Consider the following 18,042-nt stretch of genomic DNA (forward strand, 5'->3'; position numbering starts at 1 on the left):
CGCCGCGCAACGCGCGGCGCCGGGCCCAACCGGAGGAGATGTTTCGCAAGAAATATCGACGACGGGCAGGAGCACCCCACCGTCAGTCGCCCAATTTGGCGTGGATTTCATCCAGATCGATTTCACCGATCGGCATCTTGTTCGCCGGGTTTTCGAAGTCGTATTTGAACAGCTCGAAATCCTGCTTGTAGATCTCGTAGACCAGATGCATTGACAGATCGTCAAAGTAGTCCTCGACCGGATGCGCACGTTTTGGCCCGTGCCCTTCGGATTCATTGAACCGTGGAATCTCGGACAAATTGACCGGGTGCTTCAGCTCGACATTGTCTAGAACATCCTGCATCCCGTCATTGAACGCTTCTGTCCAGAATATCCGGTCATAATGACCGCCGTTCACGATGAAAGTGGACACGTGGCCTGACATCGCAGACCAGTGAATGTCCGGGTCCATCGGGCGCCGCCACCGGATCGTATCACGCGCAAACAGCAGAAACCGGCGGAAGCTGGCGATCTGGTCAAACTCTCCCTTGCCGTCGTCGCCGCCCACTTCGATCCCGTAGTTATAGATCAGCGTCGGCACCAGATTGCCGCGGTATCTCTTGCCGTTGCGCTGAATGCCACAGATCTTGTCAAAGAATGAGCTGAGGATGCGGGTGTAGGGATTGCGCACGCAAGTGAACGAATAGGACGCGTGATTGCGCACATTGTTCGAGATCAGCTCCTGGCTCTGATCAAATGCCCATTTGTGCATGCCGTCCTTGGCATCATGGATGTCACCGTCGAAGAACTGACCATGATCCGAGAAATACATGATCTGACCAATGGTCGAGCAGGCACATTTGGGCACCACGCGGTACACCATGCTTTCGCTCTCGGTCATCCAGGTACCGGGAAACCCCATCTGCTGCGCCTCCTCCGCTGGCCAGGTCTCGATGCGATACGCCAGCTTTTGGTTACAAAGAACCAAAATTATTCTGTTTATTCAATCGTTCATCCTCAGTATCACGGTTCAAATCAGGCAGAAACGGATATTGCGTAATCTCAATGGCAAAAGTCGCCTATATATTGCTGTGTCACAAGGACCCTGAAGCCATCATTGCACAGGCCGAACAACTTACAGCTGTCGGCGATTGCATGGCCATCCATTTTGACGCCAGCGCCAGCGCCAAAGCCTATGAGCGCATTCGTTCCGCACTGGATCAGAACCCCAATGTGACCTTTGCAAGAAAACGCGTCAGATGCGGCTGGGGAGAATGGTCGCTGGTCCGGGCCACGCTGAACGCCCTGGAAGCCGCCGTGGAAAATTTCCCCCGCGCCACACATTTCTACATGCTTTCGGGTGACTGCATGGCGATCAAAACCGCTGAATACACGCACCGTTACCTCGACGATCACGACAAGGATTTCATCGAAAGTCACGATTTCTTTGAAAGCAACTGGATCAAGACCGGCATGAAGGAAGACCGGCTGATCTATCGCCACTACTTCAACGAGCGCACGCAGTCCAAGCGGTTCTATGCCGCCTATGAATTGCAAAAGCGCCTCGGTCTGACGCGGGACATCCCCCAGGACATTCAGATGATGATCGGCAGCCAATGGTGGTGCCTGCGTCGCAGAACCGTCGAAATGATTCTGGAATTCCTGCGTCAGCGCCGGGATGTGATCCGTTTTTTTTCGACCACGTGGATCCCTGATGAAACCTTCTTTCAGACGCTGGTGCGTCACCTGATCCCAAAAAACGAGATTGAAAACCGAACGCCGACATTCCTGATGTTCTCGGACTATGGAATGCCGGTCACGTTCTACAATGACCACTATGACATGTTGCTGGGCCAGGATTATCTGTTCGCCCGCAAGATCAGCGCCGAGGCGCATGAGTTGAAGGCCCGGCTCGGCTCGCTCTATGCAAGTGAGGGTGTCGATTTCCCGATCTCGAACGAGGGGCGCAATCTGTACGCGTTTCTCACCGGTCGCGGGCGTATCGGCCGCCGGTTCGGACAACGCTTCTGGGAAGCCGGAAGCGTACTCGGCCCGGAACGGGAACTGTTCGTGATCGTCTGCAAGAAATGGCATGTCGCCAAACGTCTCGTCGATCAGATCGCATCTGAAACGGGTATTCCTTGCGTAGAATACCTGTTCAACGAAGAAAATACGTTGCTGCCGGACCTGGGCGGGATCGAATCCACACTGACCAAGCGCTCTCGTCACCGGCGCGCCGTTCTGCGCCTGTTGTTCGACAGTTTCGGGTCGGATCAGCTGGTGCTGTGCCTTGACCCGGCCAATCTTGACACGCTCGAGGATTTCTGCGGCGACCAGGCCAAAACCCACGTGCTTGAGATCGAATGCGAATACTCGGACGACTATCTGATCGGCCACGCGCGTCGCGTCGGGCTGGCCGGAGACAACAGCCCAACGGAAACCGTTGCTTCCTTGCTGCCGACCCTTCGCAACGATCTGGGCTATGAATCCGAACGGATCCGCGCCGCCCGGCTGGACAATTACCTGCGCCTGCGGGAAACGGCCCCGCGCGTCGACAATGAAGCGGTTATTGCCAAGTTTCTTGGGGTTGGTGAAGACAAAGCCCAAGCCATCATGCAGTTGGATTACCTTTTCCTCGACTGATCCCCAAAGCCCTTCACAGATTGTCTGCCCGAAGGCAGACACCTTTGACCCGCGCAATCCAAATCACCGATGGCAGGTGTTCTGCCACGCAAGGCAGCAGCCGCCGCTGCAACTGCACTCGTGATTTTTATTCAAATATCGGATACTGTGCAGCCAATTGGGCCATTTTGTTCATACTTTTTCATCAGCAACACGGCCCTTGCCAGGATCAAGCACGGAAAGCAGGCAGGTCTTTTATTCTGAATGACCGGTGTCCGAGCTTCGAAGAACCAGAGGCACTGGCTGACCGAAGATTGAAATATTGCAACGCAACTCCGGGGGGACAAAGTTGTGACCATAGATCAAATTTCCAAATCCAGACCTTACACCCCAAGCGACGCAGACTGGAAGATGATATATGATGTCCTTCCGGGCAAGGCTCAGATCGCCGACCCAGCCGTCATTAACCCACAATTCGAATGTATCGAGGTGACCGGAAACGCGGTTCTGCCAGCGAACGGCATGTATATCGTGCTGCGTGGCGTGGTTCAGCTGCGCCAGAACGGGAACCCATTGGCCAGCGCGGATGTCGGTGATTACTTCTATGAAGAACACCTTCAGATCTCGGATATCCCTGTCAGCCTTGAAGCGCTTGCGCTGGATGGAACCCGGTTGGCGTATCTGTCCAGCCAGAACTGGCTTCAGACACCAGAGAGCGTCCGGCAACCCTGTTTTGCAACGATGTTTGGTGATCTGGTCAGCGTTCAGTTGCAGAATTTTCAGCAGCCAATCAATTGTTGCAGTGTCACGGCGGCCGCTCTCAGCATGTCGGCGCTGGGGTTCAGCTGCGAAGTGAATGACATCTTCCGCGAATGCGCATTGCCCTCGTCCTTTGTCGTGAACGACGGAATCTCGCTGGGCGAGCTTTTTGACGTCGCCTGCACCTACATTCACACGCAGGGGCTGCGCGAGAGGGTTCAGGTTCAGGCCTATTTCATGGACGCAGACACAACCAGTGTGCCGCTGCTGCTTGAGGCGATCGACGAATCCAACCGGCTGGGCGGCGACAACGACATTCTGGTGGCGAATTTCCAGGTCGGTCTGGCCCATGGCAAACAGAACATGCCCGGCGGCCATTTTGCCGTCATCGCCAAGTGCAATCCAAGCACGGGGCTGGTGCATATGATGGATGTGCATCCTGAGAAATACGGCAAGCTTTGGGTGACAACCGTCGAACGGTTGTGGCAAGCCATGTCGGATCGTGACGGAACCTCGATGCGGTCCCGCGGCCTTTTGCGGTTTTCGGCACGGGCCGCCGTCAAGACGCACCTGAAGACCTTCAAGCAGCGGTGCAATTACGTCGACAGCACACGTTACCTGGCGAAAGATCCCAAGAAACGCCGCAACCTGTTCCGCCGGGCAACGCCCAACATGAACTCGATCGGCGTTTTGGTGGAAAGCCTGGCCATTCACGGCGACTACAGGGTGGACGAGGACGAGTTGCTGCGGGCGGCCCAGGTGTCGTTCACGGATACTGTCCGCCGGGTCGCCACCGCCAAAGACATGCATGACATGGTCGAAAAGTATATCAGACAATCCGAGAACCTGCATCTGAGCAGTTCGTTCCAGAGCTTTGAGACCCGCGACGACAAATCAATCCAAACCCCCGAAGACTGGTTCAAGGCGCAGTTGAAAAGCCTGACCCCCGACAGCAATCGCCACCTGATGATCAACATCGACTTCAATCGCGTCACCGGGATCGAGGCGATCCGCCCGCCGGACAACGTGTTCCGGGAAACTGCGTTGCTCGAAGAGTTCTGGTGCCTGTGCATAGACTATGACGAGGATGAAGACGTTGTGACCATAGTCGATATGAGTCCGGCAACCTCGCAGGTCTGGCAAGCGCCGCGGGGCAACATTTTCCGTGGTCTGCGGGATCTCGAAGACCCTGCATTGTTGGTGATCGAAGAGGTCGAGCCGCCCGAGAACCCAAGCGATGTTGCCAGCATCATCAAGCACAATACGATGGTTCTGTTCTACGAGGACGAGGACCCGTGGTCCTATATGCTGCGCAGCATTCTTTCGAATATCGGGGCAACGACCGTCAAGCAGATCGACGTGGGCGGGCGCGATCCCAATATGATCAGGATGCGGAGGCAACTGGTGACGCTGGGGGAAAGACCGGACGTGCCGTATTTGTTTTTCAAAGGGAAATGCATCAGCAAAAGTGAAAAGCTGGAAGACATCGTAGACATGATCCAGGCCGGTGAATTGCAGGCCAGGATGCGCAAGGAAGGGCTGCCGGTATCCGAACTGAATGAAACCCCAAGCCTTGAGAAGAACCCATTCGGCTACCCCAAGGGGGTGATGAATCAAGTGAACGCCGGAAAGCGAAACGTATTGCTCTGCGCCTGCGGGTCGTCGGCGGCGGACAAGATCCCCGAGCTTGTCGAACGTATTGTCGACGCGGGGCATAACGTGAAACTGATCCCGTCTGTTTCGGCCGAGAAATTCTTTCGGGATTTCGGCGCCGAACGGATCGACGCCAAGATCACCCACAATGACTATTACCGCGACGATGACGAGTGGAATTTTCGCTATTTGAATTTCGACATGCCGGTGCGCGCCTCGCATCTGGCACTGTGTGACTGGGCAGATTGCGTCATCGTGGCCCCCATCACCTGCAACACGATGGGTAAAGTTGCCAATGGCATCGCCGACAATCTTTTGACCTCGGTCTTCGTGGCTTGGCAATACCAGAAGAAACCTGTGATCCTCTGCCCCGCGTGCAATACGAATATGTGGAACAATATCACCACGCAGAACAACGTCGACAAGCTCAAGACGCTTGGGGTCGATTTCGTCGGACCGCGCGAAGGTCGCCTGTCGAACGGCCGGATGGGCATCGGCATGATGGCAACGCCGGACCAGATCATGGAAGCTTTGGCGGATGCGTTCGAGGAATTGGACGACCAGAAGTATCGCGTCTGCAAATGGGCGCGCGAGGCCGCTGCCGCCGATGACATCAACGAATGGAAGCGCGTGTTCCGTGCCATCGACGAAGGGGTCGTGGGCGTCAACATCGTGGACGAGGCCCATGGAGATTCACTGTTGCACTATGCAGCGGGCGGTGAAGGCGAACTGGGCGAAAGCGGCCATGATCTGGGCAAGCCGGATTATGAGGCCGCCCAGGACCTGATCGACAGGGATATCGACGTCAACATTGTCAACGATCACGGGTTCACCGCCTTGCATGTGGCGGTGATGAACAAGGCACCGAAGATGGTGGAAATCCTGCTGCGGGCTGAAGACATGGATGCGACCTCGTGCATCGAGTTCGTTCAGGGCATGCAGATCGAACCGGAAATCCGTTCCATGCTGGACGCCTGGGCGCAAGATCACAACCTGAAGATGTCAGACCCCGAACAGGGGCGTGACGAAAGCTTCGTGGCGGTGAACGAACCCTCTTACCTGTATTTCACCTATGGATCACTGAAGCAGGGGTTCCCCAATCATGACGCACACAGCGCGGTCCTGAATGAATTCGTGGGAACGGCGCGCACCCGGCAACCAATGCCCCTGATCATCCCGAAGGAACCATTCTGCGACAATCCCAACTGTGGGTATCTGCATCGCATGGCAACCCTTGTGGATCAGCAGGGGATGGGCAAGCAAGTGGGTGGAGAGGTCTACCGTGTCACCGAATCCGGTCTCCGCGAACTGGACAGGCTGGAAGGGTATCACGGCCCCGGCTCACCCGAGAATGTCTATGTGCGCAAGAAAATCAACGTCGTCATCGACGGGGCAATGAAACCCGCATATGCCTATGTGATCGCGGATCCGGAAAAATACCTGAAAAGCTGGCGCGAGGGTACATCCGAAGTGGTGAGCGACTACACGCTGGATATGGCGCAGGGCGAACCCAAACCCGGGTTTGAACCCGTGGCCTAACACTCCCGCGTGCTGATCGGTGGGGGTTCCGCGCTGTCCTTGATGCTGAGGTTATAGGCCGTGATCGCCACCATGCACAGCAGCACGAAGGGCCAGAAACCGGCTTTTGGAATCAGGTTGTCCCGATAATGGATGATCCGCAGCGACGGCACCGCCTCTGACGCGAAAAGATACGTGTTGATCGAAACTGCCAACAGCATGAAATACATCAGGAAAAAGAACGACTCCATATAGATCACGGGCGATCCGGCGAATCCTTCGCGCAGTTGCACATGGGCCAGCAGGATCACGAAGAACAGAACCGAACAGGTGCCGATCACGCTGGACGTGCTGAAGTCATGCCGCTCTACCAGACCCTCGCGGCGCGTGACGGTCATGACCGCACCGAACAGCAGCATCACCACGACCAGCAACGGGATCATGTGAACGATGAACGCGTTTGCAAAATTGCGTTTGATGACGAAGTTGTAATGCAACTCGGGCGTGTTGGTCTGGTAAGCGTTCTGCCGGATGCCCAGCGTCGTATCCAGTTTCGACAGCTTGTAGTCGAAATAGGTGTTTTCTCGCTCCCACGTGCCCATCACGATCCGGTTGTCGATCCCGAAAATGTCATCCGGTCCGGTTGCCGGATAAGCCTCGAAATCAGGAACCAGCGCGATATTGACCTCGAAAGAAGCGGGCGAGAACCGCACCCAAACCGTTTTGTGATCGAAGGGATAGCTGGTGTAGTCGAAGCTCTGACGCAGGGTTTGTTCAAAATACCAACCAATCAAGACGCCGTCGGGTTGTGACAAGCGGTATGCCTCTTCAACAAGGCCGCTTGCCGTATCGACCGCTTCGGGCAGAAGAAATCCAACCTCACCTTCGGCGGGAAGGATCGCATCATGTTCCTTTTCCTTGTAGTGCTGCCAGATATAGCCGGTAAGCCGCACGTCACTGGCGCCCAGAAAGCTGAACGACTTTATGAAAATCCCCGTTCTCAAACGATAGTCCGGCGCCACGTCCATTCTGCACAGATACGCATCTACCGAAGCCTGATCGGGCAGCTGCGTCAGGTCTTCCTCGAAATGGTTCAGTTCGATCCAAAGCTTGAGCAACAAGGCGGCCAACCCAAAGGTCAGCAGGCCAGAGATAAGCCAAACCTTTTTTTCGACGCTCATTCAGCCTCCTGCCTTGCCGCCTAACCCGTCAGAAAATCCGCGCGGCCCAGCAAAGATTGGGTAATGCCCATCGTGGCAAAATGCTCGGTCATACCGGCAAAACCGCTATGCTGTGACGGTGGAATATTCTGCCTTCCGCTCTCGGCCAACAGCCGCGTTTGACGAATGGACAGGTCAACCATCGGCAACGGCTCGTTCCTGGTGAACGCGGCAAGGTCATCCGCATACTCCATTGCGGCATCCCAATCACCACGCGCCAGCATGACGGCGCTGGCATCGGGGAAAAAGTGCAGATGGCTGTGGCCGACACATCCCTCGGCGATGATCTCGGACCCCAGTTTCAAAAGGCGTGTTTGCTCATCCGGGTCCGTTTCGGCCATCGCCAGTGCTGACAGGGCCTTGGGTCCAACAAAGTTCCGGCCATGTTCAAGCGCGATTTCGACTGCTCGCAGACCGGTTTCACGTGCGCGCCCGACCTGGCCGGCATAAACCTGCGTTCTGGCCAGATGTTCCAACGCCTGCGCTTCAAGGCGTTTTGCGCCCACGCGCTCGGCAATTTCGGCAGAGACGCCAAAGGCTTCAAGCGCACGGTCGAGGCTGCCCAGAAAGGTTTCGGCCACACCAAGACATGTTTGCGCGACACATTCCGGAACGAAGGCGAAATAGGTCTGCGAGATTTCAATCGCCTCATTGGCATCTGCTCGGCCCTGCCCGACATCCCCAGCATAGCTGCGCGCCACGCTGAGATTGTGCAGATTGGCCGCAAGGTCGCGAACCAGCCCTTTTTCGCGCGCCCGTTCAGCGGCTTGGGTATAGAACCCCGCCGCCGTCTTCATCGAGGCCTTCATGAAATTGGCGTCGCCAAACCCACTCAGCGCCCCAACTTCAAGGCGCGGGGATTCCAGCTTGCGGGCAAGCAAGAGCGCCCGCTCGTTGGCCTTCAGCGCTTCTTTGTTCCGTCCCAGCGGGAAATAGACGTTGCCGCGCACATAGCTTATCTGGGCCTCATCTTCCTCGGACCCGCAGCGCTGTGCTGCTGCCTCGGCCGTGTCGAGCGCTTCCAGCGCGTCCTGATACAGGCTTGCTTGCCGCGCCGCCTGCGCAAGCCCGATATGGGCCCGGGCGATTTGCTCGTCTGTTTCAGCCAAACCGGCGGCGTCTTTGAACTCGTCCAAAGCTTCGTTTGACAACCCCTGCAACCGATGGGTTTCGCCCCGCGCGCACAGCAGGTCAAATCGGACACCCGCCGGGGACGGCAATTCCAAAGCACGCTCGATCAGCGGACTGGCATCGTCGAACCGGAAGGCCTGAATCAATTTGTCAGCTGCTTCCAGATAGGCTTGTGCCGCGTTATTGGCCCCGGCCCGGTCCAGATGCTGGGCACGCAAGGTTGCATCCTTGTCTTCGAACCACTGAGCCGCCTGCCGGTGCAGACGGGCGCGTTCGGATTTGACCAATGTTGCATAGGACCCGTCCCGGATCAGCGCGTGGGTAAACATGAAATCGGGCCCTGCCTCTCGGATCAACGCCGAGCGGATCAGGTTGCTTGTGTCCAGATGCCCTTCGCCCAGAATGAAATTCAGAACTTCGGGCGAGAAGCGTTGACCCAGAACCGATGCGGCCTGAATGGCGGTTCGGCTGGCGCGATCCAGCGCATCCAATCGCGACTGAACGATACCCTGAATACTGCCCGGCACAGTTTCCTGTTTGAGCACATCCGTGTTTCGCAACAGCTGTTCCAGAAACAACGGATTTCCACCGGCGCGCTGGACGCATGTTTCCAGCAAGTCGCGATCGATGGCCCGGAACTCTTCGACCAGTTGCCTGACGTGCTCTTCTCCCATCGGTGCCAGTTCCAGTTTTGACACCAGCGCGCCATCCGTGGCCATCTGCCAGTCTCTGTCGATCGGATCGCCCTCGGCCCGGCTGGTCATCATCAACACACAGGGCGTGTTCCGCGTCACCGCGGCGATATGAGAACACGCCGCCAGGATGTCGGGCGTTGCCCAGTGGATGTCTTCAATCTGAATGAGCAGGGGCGATTCCCGACTGCTGGCGGAAAGCAGCTCCTCCAGCACCTGACGCCGCCCCCGCAGACGGGTCTTGTTGTCCATCACCGCATAGACCTCGGCCAGGCCCGGATCCTGCTCGAGTTCAAGCAAAGCATTGAGATGCGCAGCGTTGGAAGGGCTGACCCAGCCTTTGGCAATGGCCTCTTTAGCAACGGCCGCCCCGGTTTCCGTCCCGTCCGACGCTTCAAGCCCCAGAATGCTGCGTGCAACGGTCTGAATGGCTGAATGACCTTCGCGCGCGCCGAAATCCATCACAACGCCGTTGTGGATCGTGTAGGACAGGCTTGTCGCCAGTTCCGCCACTTGCTCGGACAGATGGGTTTTTCCAATTCCGGGTTCGCCCAGAACGATATGCACTTCACCTTTTCCATGGCGTTGGCATCGGTCGAACGTGGCCGAGAAAATCGACATCTCGCGCTCGCGCCCGATGAATTTGTGCCGTCTGGTCCGAATGTTCCTGGCCAGCCGGTCCAGACGCCAGACCTCAACCGGCTCGTTCAACCCCTTGATCGCCTTGACCCCGATGGATTCGCCAACGAACAACGGGCCCAGCGCGCGTTGAATGTCATGTGAGACCAGAGTCTCGCCGCCCCCTGAGATATCTGTCAGCCGAGACGCCAGATTCACCCCATCCCCTGTCACTGTATATTCCGTGTGCGACTGGCTGCCTGTCGTACTGGCGATGACCTGACCCGAAGAGATACCGATATGGCAGGACAGTGGCGGTGATAACGTCGGAAGAACCGCATGAATTTCAGCTGCGGCCCGTGCTGCCCTTTCCGTGTCATTGGTATGTGAGATCGGCGCTCCGAAAACGGCCATGACCGCATCACCGATATGCTTGTCGATGCGTCCGCCGTATTTTTCGACCACATTGTCCACTTTGCTGAAGAACTGGTTGAGCAGCGCGTGCAGATCCTCGGCATCCAGCTTGCTGGACATTTTCGTGAACCCGGTCAGGTCCGCAAACATCACCGTGACCTGCCGCCGCGCAGGTTCGTGCGGCGCTGCGGGTTCAGGCTCCGTGGCGATCTGCGAGGAATCAAGTTGCTCGATGGCACGCAAAAGCCGCCGACGATCGCCGACAGCGGTCACACCGATTTCGATCAGATCCTCGGCCGTCAAATCAGGCAGAATGGAAAAGTCGATCTTGTTATCAATGAAGGCCTGCGCGTACTCGTTTAATCCATTTGCGCTCAACCAGCCCCTCAGGTCTTGAGACATATCGCCCCTCTGAAGTCCCCCACTTCAAACGAGAACCTAGCATGGCAGCGGGCGTGAGTCTGCAAAAACCAAATTAATTTGTGATTTTGAGCAGGGTTAATCCCCTTTTGATGCATTCACAGGCTTGAATTTCCAAATCCACTCGAAAGGACAAATGAACGGCAGGCCTCCGAGATTTCTCGGAATCGCGACCTTTCCCGAACGTATAGAAACACCTCGCGCCTGTCCGGCAAATCTGAAATCGGACGAAAGGCGACTGCGTCCGGGATGAATTGCGCGACGGTCTGCGGCAGGACCGTGATCCACTGGCCTGCCCTGACAGTCGTGATCAGGGAATGCGTGTTGTGGATGGTAACCTCGGCCCTGTCCAGAACTTCACGGAAAGGCGCGGACTCGATAAAGTCACACAGGGCGTTTCGCACGAAAGGCTGAGCCACCAGATCGGAAATGGCTGGCGGTTCGGCCCGTGTCATCAGCGGATGATCGGACGCTGCAACCAAGCCGAAGCGGTCCTGAAACAGCGGCTCTGCACTGACCCCATTCAGCGGAAAGTGGCCTGACGCTATCCCGATATCAGACGTGTCGCCGGCAACCGCATCCAGAACCTGCTGCGAATCTCCGTCGCGCAGCTCGATCTTCAGGCCGGGAAAGCGAGACGTCATATGATCCAGCAGGGCAGGAAAGACCAACGCCCCCACGGACGGCACGGATACGATACGGATCAACCCGTGCTCGGCCTGTGCCGCCAGTTCAATATTCTGAACGGCCTGATCGAAATCCCGCACCTGTTTGAGCGCAAGCTCGAGAACTTGCTGACCCAGCGGTGAAAGGTGGTTTTTCCGTTCGCCTTCAAACAGTTTCTTGCCAAGATGCTCTTCGAATTGTTTCAACATCATTGAGACCGCGGATTGCGTGCGGCCCAAACGGCTGGCTGCCTCGGCAAGGTTTCCGGTTTGGGCCACAGTGCAAAAGCACCGCAGCATTTCTATTTTCACGGCCATGCTTCAATCTTTCTGAAGTTTTCTAAAGTTATTTGAGTTTGACTGATATCGCCAGCAAGTTCCATTCTTTCGCAAACTGAAATTTGCGAATTTGGGGCCCGACGTGACCAAACTAAATCTGATTGCCGGCGAATGGCTGGCTGGTGAAAGCGAAATCGAAAACCGCAACCCATCGGATCTGACCGATCTGGTCGGCATGTTCGCGCAGGCCAGTGCTGATCAGCTTGAGACAACGCTGGATCAGGCACGGGCAGCCCAGGTGGAATGGGCGGCTTATGGGCTGGAGCGCAAGCAGGCCGTGCTGAACGCCATCGGCAACGAACTGATGGCCCGCGCCGAGGAGCTCGGTACTCTGCTCAGCCGTGAAGAAGGAAAACCGCTGGCCGAGGGCAAGGGCGAGGTCTACCGCGCCGGTCAGTTCTTCACCTACTATGCGGCCGAATGCCTGCGACAGATCGGTGAGAATGCCGACTCCGTGCGCCCGGACATCGAAATTGATATGCGCCGCGAAGCTGTTGGCGTGGTTGCCATCATCAGCCCGTGGAACTTCCCCACCGCGACGGCCTCGTGGAAGATCGCCCCGGCGCTTTGCTATGGCAACGCGGTTGTGTGGAAGCCCGCCAACATCACCCCTGCCTCGGCCGCGGCCCTGACCGAAATCATAGCGCGGCAAGACATCCCCAAGGGTCTGTTCAGCCTGGTGATGGGCTCGGGCCGTTCCATCGGTCAGCGCCTTGTGGAAAGCCCCAAGGTCAATGCGATTTCCTTCACCGGATCGGTGCCCGTGGGCAAAGGCATTGCCGCCGCGGCGATCCAGAATCTGACCAAGGTGCAGATGGAAATGGGGTCCAAGAACGCGCTGGCCGTCATGGATGATGCCGATCTGGATCTGGCGGTGACGCTGGCGCTGGGCGGGGCATTCGGCGGCACCGGTCAGAAGTGCACGGCTTCGTCGCGTCTGGTCGTCCACGCCGGTATCCATGATGCCTTCGTCGAAAAGCTTGTGGCCGGTGCGCAGGCCATCAAGGTCGGCCACGCGCTGGAGGACGGGGTTCAGATGGGTCCGGTCGTCAGCCAGCAGCAGTTGAATGAAAACCTTGCCTATGTCGAACTGGGCAAAACCGAAGGCGCCGAGCTGGCCTGTGGCGGTCAGCGGCTGGAGATGCCCCATGACGGTTTCTACATGTCGCCGGGCGTGTTCCTGAACACCACCAACGACATGCGCATCAACCGCGAAGAAATGTTCGCACCGCTGACCAGCGTCATCAAGGTCGGCAGCTATGACGAGGCGCTGAGCGTTGTGAACGACACCAATTTCGGCCTGACCTCGGGCATCGTGACCAAATCGCTGGCCCGTGCCACCCATTTCCGCCGCAACGCGCGCACCGGGGTGGTGACGGTGAACCTGCCCACCGCGGGTACCGACTACCACGTGCCTTTCGGTGGCCGCGGCGACAGCTCGTACGGACCCCGCGAACAGGGAAAGGCGGCGGCTGAATTCTACACGACCGTCAAAACCGCCTATATCAGCGCAGGCCCTGTCTGATGCGGATTGATGGCCTGCAATATGCCAACTGGTCGGAAAAGATCTTCCGCCAGTTGCGCGAAGGGGGCGTGGATGCGATCCACGTCACCATCGCATATCATGAGAATTTCCGCGAAACGGTACTGAATTTCGAGAAATGGAACCGCTGGTTCGAGCAATACCCGGATCTGATCATGAAAGGCCGGTGGGCCAGCGATATCGACACGGCCCGTAAAACGGACCGAACCGCCGTGTTTTTCGGGTTTCAGAACCCGTCGCCCATTGAAGACGATATCGGGCTGGTCGAAATCCTGCACGATCTGGGCGCGCGGTTCATGCAACTGACCTACAACAACCAATCCCTGCTGGCGACCGGTTGCTACGAGGCCGAAGACACCGGCATCACCCGCATGGGCAAGCAGGTCATCAAAGAGATGAACCGTGTGGGCCTTGTGGTCGACATGAGCCATTCGGCGGACCGCTCCACGATCGAGGCGGCTGAAATCTCGGACCGGCCCATCGCGATTACACATGCCAATCCGCACGAATGGTCCCCGGCCCTGCGCAACAAGCGCGATGACGTCATCCGCGCGGTAACGGAAAAAGGTGGGATGCTGGGCTTTTCGGTCTACCCTCACCACCTGAAGGACAAGTCCGATTGCACGCTGGAGAGCTTCTGCGAAATGATCGCCCGCACCGCCGACAGATACGGGGCCGAACATCTGGGGATCGGCACCGACCTGTGTCAGGATCAGCCCGACAGCGTCGTGGAATGGATGCGTGTGGGGCGTTGGACAAAAGAGATCGACTATGGCGAAGGCTCGGCCTCGGCTCCGGGATTCCCACCGATGCCGGGTTGGTTTCAGGACAACCGAGGTTTTGGCAACATCGAGAAAGGGTTACGCGCGACCGGCCTGAACGATGACGAAGTGGCCGGGATCATGGGTAGGAACTGGTATCGGTTCTTTGCCGAGAACTTCGTCCCACAAAGGTAACCAAATGGAACCACACGCGCAGACAGAGATCGCCAGACGTGACCCATCCACGGTCATGCGGCTGTCACGTTTGGGATCGTTGCACCAATGTCGGCTCAGCTTTATGCGGCAGCTGACGCGTCGCATGGCCGAAGAAAACTGGAGCTTTTCGCGCCCCGCGTTCGAAATTGACAACAAGGGTGTGGGCCATGCGGTCTATACCGCGCAAGGCCCCGATCGGGCCTATTCGCTGGTCGCCTTTGCCCATGACCTGCCACCCGATCAACGATCGGACCGGGTGATTGCCGAGGCTTGGGATGCCACCTTTACCTTGTTTGACGGCATTCCAACGGCGGACGATATCGACCGTCTGTCGCAGAATGTTCCGTTGCAAGAAGCCGGACGCGTCAGCGAAGCCGAACTGTCCCTGTCGCGGGCGAACCGTTCTGTGCGGCTTTGGGCTCATGTGGTGGATCAGCTTGCTGCGGGACGGCAACCCGACCTCGAACAGATATACAAGGTCGGCTATCTGATGCGGACCACGGCCGTTTATGGTTCGGGCAAATTCGGCGCGGCGGACCGCGAAAAGACAGCCGGCCGGTCCGAAGTCAGCGGTCCGTTCCAGATCGAGATGCTGTCAGTCTATCTGACCCGCGCCTTTGTGCGCGATCTGGTACAGCACATGGCATGGGTCAAAGGCCGAGACCAGACCGCAGAGCTTGATCCGGACATCGCGCGCTGGCTGGGTATCGGGAATTCGACCGGCCTGGGTATGGCACCGTTCATCGTCAATCACCCGGTACTGTTCAACAACTGGATCATGGTGCGCGAGGAGGCGATCTCGCGCGTTCGGTCCATTGATGTGGCTTCGGCGGATGAGGCACGTGTCTTTCGCGATGTCTTTGCACGCTGCAAACAGTCAATCGCCTGGTGGCGATCTGAACACCCGGTGCAGATGGAAAAGCTGGCGGCGCTGGATTCGGATCTGCAAGAAATCGAAAAATACCTGGCCAAGGATGATCTGACACAGGATCACCCCTGGAACCGTCTGATCCTTTGGTCCGAAACCGCGCTGACCGAAGAAGGTCAGGAGCTGCTGGCCTCTTTGATCCTTGAACCTTACGGCGCGCTTGTTGACGGGCTTGCGAGCTGCATGGCAGACACCAACGCCTCTGCACAGGTGATTGATGGGACAATGCCGGTATCAGCGGTGCGTGCGTTGATCCGGAACAGCTTTGATTGGGCTTTGAACCTTGATTGGGCCGCCGCCGAAAACTGCGCGCGGGCCTGGTACGTGTCCGAAGAAAAGCTGGAACCCCGGCTGGGGGAGCGGTTCGAAGAGCCGATCTCGGATTATGAACAACCTCTTGCACCGGCGCGGGATGCAACCCTGGCTTTCGAAGCGTTGCAGAACTGGCCTGATGACGCTCCAATAGCAGAGTTTCTGTTGCGCCATCCGGAACACCGCCACAGCGTGCGCCGCGCGCAAATCAGCCGTATCGCTCCCTACGGTGAAATTCGAGACAACACGATCAGCGCGCAGGTGATGCCCATTGATATGCTGCGCGCCAAACTGTCCTTCTTTGGGGCGACGCATTTCGACCCACGTTCGGATCGGTGGGTGCGTATCTGCATGTATGCGGGCGCGCCCTACCCGGAAGAGCTGAACACCGCGAACGCCGATCTTTGGGTTTATCCGGAGGTTGCGCAATGACCTTCTCGTTGAACGAAGTGGAAGCCACCGCCAAACGCGCAACCCGTGGGGCGGGATATGCCTGGGGTGTGGCGGAAGAAGCCGCGAAAGCAACCCGATGGCTGTGCGTCCAGGGGTTTGACGGGCCTGCGATCCTGGCCCAGTTGCTTGAGCAGGAATTTGCGCCGCAACTGGAACATCACATCCCAGAGGCCAGGGACGGCATGTGGACCGGCGCCCGGGATCTGTGTCCCCTTATGACCGGATCGGCATTATCCGATTTCCCGAACGCCCTGTCGCAGGGCAAAGTTCTGATTTCCAGTGTTGCCGCACCTCTTCTGTTGCTGCCCTTTGTCGCCACCATGGCGAAAAAGCTGAAATCGACTTTGGAAATCACATTGGACGGGGTTTCAGCGACCACTGATGGTGTTCATCTCAGCTGTGGCGATTTCGGAATGGAGAGGGCAAACCGGGTCGGGATAACCGAAACCGGCCGCATCAGGCCCACCCGTTCCTTGCACAGCCGCGCTGACCCGGATCCGGGGGCGTGGCAATTCCTCAACACTGTGGCGCATCGCACCTATGCCCCCGCAACCGAAGAATCCCGGCTGCTTGGCGCTGGTTCAGGCTTGTCAGACAACGATTGAAGGACCACCCGATGACCGAAACCAGAACCCTCTCGCTTGCCGAAATCGAAGAGCTGTCATTCAATGCGCTGGTTACGGCCGGCACAAGCGAAGAAAACGCACGCCCTTTGGCTGTTGCCACAGCCGCGACCGAGGCAGACGGCGTGGCCAGCCATGGGCTGGCGTATATCCCGATCTATTGCGAGCATGTTCAATGCGGCAAGGTCGACGGTCAGGCAAAACCTGCCCTTGAAACCCCGCGTCCGGGCCTCATCCGCGTCGATGCCAAAACCGGGTTTGCACATTCGGCCATTGATCTGGGTTTCGAGGCGCTGATCCCTGCGGCACAGGAACAGGGCATCGCCGCATTGGCGATTACAAACAGCTACAATTGCGGTGTGCTGGGCTATCACACGTATCGGCTGGCCCAGGCAGGGCTGGTCGGATTGGGGTTCACCAATGCGCCAGCATCCATCGCACCTTCGGGCGGATCGAAACCTGTCGTCGGGACCAATCCGTTCTCGATCGCTGCACCGGGAACAGATGGTCAACCCGCACTGCTGATAGATCAGAGCGCCAGCACCATCGCCAAAAGCGAAGTGATGAAGCATGCAAGGGAAGGCAAGGCCATTCCCGTCGGATGGGCGCTGGACGCTGACGGCAACCCTACAACGGATCCTGACGTTGGACTGAAAGGCAGCATGGCCCCCTCGGGCGGCTACAAGGGCGTGGGTGTTGCTTTGCTGACCGAAGTCATGGCCGCAGCCCTTACCGGATCGACACTTGGGTTGAACGCATCGCCTTTTTCCGGAACGGCCGGTGGCCCCCCGAAAACGGGGCAGTTCTTCATTGCGATTGATCCCGTGGCGTCGTCCGCAGGTTTGTTTTCAAACGCCATGGCAACTCTGGTTGAGTCGATCAGATCTCAGGACGGCGCGCATCTGCCAGGTGATGGCCGCCGCAAGAGCCGGCTTTCGTCAAGCAAAGCGGGAGTTGCAGTGAACTCCGCAACCCTGTCAAAGATTGAAGCAATTTTGGGCTCAGGCTAGGTCAGGATTCATAACCAGTAAATTAAGTTTGCTACGAGTGCGATGGCTGATAGGAAGACCTTGGGACAACGGTCGTAGCGTGTCGCCACGCGCCTCCAATCCCTAAGCCTGCCAAACATAATCTCAATGCGGTTTCGCCGCTTGTATCTGCGCTTGTCGTACTCGA

Annotated in this window: 13 protein-coding genes; 8 read left to right on the top strand and 5 right to left on the bottom strand. The window is 57.6% G+C overall.

The window, feature by feature from the left end; genetic code table 11:
- Positions 1-82: 82 nt before the first annotated feature.
- Complete coding sequence (locus tag ACR0C6_RS20570) at positions 83-901, bottom strand: sulfotransferase family protein (protein ID WP_152459706.1); 819 nt, start codon at positions 899-901, stop codon at positions 83-85.
- Positions 902-1,044: 143 nt separating this feature from the next.
- Between ACR0C6_RS20570 and ACR0C6_RS20575 the strand changes: the two genes are divergently transcribed.
- The 3 genes from ACR0C6_RS20575 to ACR0C6_RS20585 all read left to right on the top strand — a co-directional run bounded on the left by ACR0C6_RS20575 (position 1,045) and on the right by ACR0C6_RS20585 (position 6,552).
- Entirely contained in the window at positions 1,045-2,622 is a 1,578-nt protein-coding gene (locus ACR0C6_RS20575; protein ID WP_480620944.1) for a DUF5928 domain-containing protein, read from the top strand.
- Positions 2,623-2,691: 69 nt separating this feature from the next.
- Positions 2,692-2,865 (top strand): hypothetical protein, encoded by a 174-nt coding sequence (locus ACR0C6_RS20580; protein ID WP_480620946.1) that lies wholly within the window; start codon positions 2,692-2,694, stop codon positions 2,863-2,865.
- Positions 2,866-2,952: 87 nt separating this feature from the next.
- Positions 2,953-6,552 carry a flavoprotein gene (locus tag ACR0C6_RS20585; protein ID WP_480620948.1) on the top strand — a complete coding sequence of 1,200 codons (3,600 nt, stop codon included), beginning with the start codon at positions 2,953-2,955 and terminating at the stop codon, positions 6,550-6,552.
- On the opposite strand, the gene ACR0C6_RS20590 is transcribed toward ACR0C6_RS20585, so the two are convergent.
- The 3 genes from ACR0C6_RS20590 to ACR0C6_RS20600 all read right to left on the bottom strand — a co-directional run bounded on the left by ACR0C6_RS20590 (position 6,549) and on the right by ACR0C6_RS20600 (position 12,009).
- On the bottom strand, positions 6,549-7,712 hold the full coding sequence (locus tag ACR0C6_RS20590) for a hypothetical protein (protein ID WP_171230240.1): 1,164 nt from the start codon (positions 7,710-7,712) through the stop codon (positions 6,549-6,551). The two genes, ACR0C6_RS20585 and ACR0C6_RS20590, sit on opposite strands and share 4 nt — an antisense overlap.
- 20 nt (positions 7,713-7,732) lie before the next feature.
- Positions 7,733-11,008 (bottom strand): adenylate/guanylate cyclase domain-containing protein, encoded by a 3,276-nt coding sequence (locus ACR0C6_RS20595; protein ID WP_480620950.1) that lies wholly within the window; start codon positions 11,006-11,008, stop codon positions 7,733-7,735.
- 116 nt (positions 11,009-11,124) lie between these two features.
- Positions 11,125-12,009 carry a LysR family transcriptional regulator gene (locus ACR0C6_RS20600; protein ID WP_171171890.1) on the bottom strand — a complete coding sequence of 295 codons (885 nt, stop codon included), beginning with the start codon at positions 12,007-12,009 and terminating at the stop codon, positions 11,125-11,127.
- A 103-nt stretch (positions 12,010-12,112) separates the two neighbouring features.
- Between ACR0C6_RS20600 and ACR0C6_RS20605 the strand changes: the two genes are divergently transcribed.
- The 5 genes from ACR0C6_RS20605 to ACR0C6_RS20625 are packed head-to-tail and all read left to right on the top strand — an operon-like array spanning position 12,113 to position 17,876.
- Positions 12,113-13,555 (top strand): aldehyde dehydrogenase family protein, encoded by a 1,443-nt coding sequence (locus tag ACR0C6_RS20605; RefSeq protein ID WP_480620952.1) that lies wholly within the window; start codon positions 12,113-12,115, stop codon positions 13,553-13,555.
- Positions 13,555-14,529, top strand: coding sequence for a membrane dipeptidase (locus tag ACR0C6_RS20610; protein WP_480620953.1), 975 nt, complete (start codon positions 13,555-13,557; stop codon positions 14,527-14,529). The genes ACR0C6_RS20605 and ACR0C6_RS20610 overlap by 1 nt, the downstream gene beginning before the upstream one ends.
- 4 nt (positions 14,530-14,533) lie before the next feature.
- Positions 14,534-16,222: a hypothetical protein gene (locus ACR0C6_RS20615; protein WP_480447150.1), complete on the top strand. Its 1,689-nt coding sequence runs from the start codon at positions 14,534-14,536 to the stop codon at positions 16,220-16,222.
- Positions 16,219-16,848 carry a DUF3726 domain-containing protein gene (locus tag ACR0C6_RS20620; protein ID WP_480447149.1) on the top strand — a complete coding sequence of 210 codons (630 nt, stop codon included), beginning with the start codon at positions 16,219-16,221 and terminating at the stop codon, positions 16,846-16,848. The genes ACR0C6_RS20615 and ACR0C6_RS20620 overlap by 4 nt, the downstream gene beginning before the upstream one ends.
- Before the next feature lie 11 nt (positions 16,849-16,859).
- Complete coding sequence (locus tag ACR0C6_RS20625; RefSeq protein ID WP_480620956.1) at positions 16,860-17,876, top strand: Ldh family oxidoreductase; 1,017 nt, start codon at positions 16,860-16,862, stop codon at positions 17,874-17,876.
- Positions 17,877-17,884: 8 nt separating this feature from the next.
- Here ACR0C6_RS20625 and ACR0C6_RS20630 read toward each other — a convergent pair.
- The coding region (locus tag ACR0C6_RS20630; RefSeq protein ID WP_480620958.1) for a transposase at positions 17,885-18,042 on the bottom strand (158 nt) is incomplete at its 5' end.

This window comes from Ruegeria sp. AL12 (assembly GCF_056540885.1).

Excerpts from the sequence above, each read along its gene's own strand:
- ACR0C6_RS20580 (WP_480620946.1), top strand. The coding sequence starts at position 2,692 with ATGGCAGGTGTTCTGCCACGCAAGGCAGCAGCCGCCGCTGCAACTGCA.
- ACR0C6_RS20570 (WP_152459706.1), bottom strand. The coding sequence starts at position 901 with ATGGGGTTTCCCGGTACCTGGATGACCGAGAGCGAAAGCATGGTGTAC.
- ACR0C6_RS20590 (WP_171230240.1), bottom strand. The coding sequence starts at position 7,712 with ATGAGCGTCGAAAAAAAGGTTTGGCTTATCTCTGGCCTGCTGACCTTT.
- ACR0C6_RS20610 (WP_480620953.1), top strand. The coding sequence starts at position 13,555 with ATGCGGATTGATGGCCTGCAATATGCCAACTGGTCGGAAAAGATCTTC.
- ACR0C6_RS20595 (WP_480620950.1), bottom strand. The coding sequence starts at position 11,008 with ATGTCTCAAGACCTGAGGGGCTGGTTGAGCGCAAATGGATTAAACGAG.
- ACR0C6_RS20600 (WP_171171890.1), bottom strand. The coding sequence starts at position 12,009 with ATGGCCGTGAAAATAGAAATGCTGCGGTGCTTTTGCACTGTGGCCCAA.
- ACR0C6_RS20625 (WP_480620956.1), top strand. The coding sequence starts at position 16,860 with ATGACCGAAACCAGAACCCTCTCGCTTGCCGAAATCGAAGAGCTGTCA.
- ACR0C6_RS20620 (WP_480447149.1), top strand. The coding sequence starts at position 16,219 with ATGACCTTCTCGTTGAACGAAGTGGAAGCCACCGCCAAACGCGCAACC.
- ACR0C6_RS20575 (WP_480620944.1), top strand. The coding sequence starts at position 1,045 with ATGGCAAAAGTCGCCTATATATTGCTGTGTCACAAGGACCCTGAAGCC.
- ACR0C6_RS20615 (WP_480447150.1), top strand. The coding sequence starts at position 14,534 with ATGGAACCACACGCGCAGACAGAGATCGCCAGACGTGACCCATCCACG.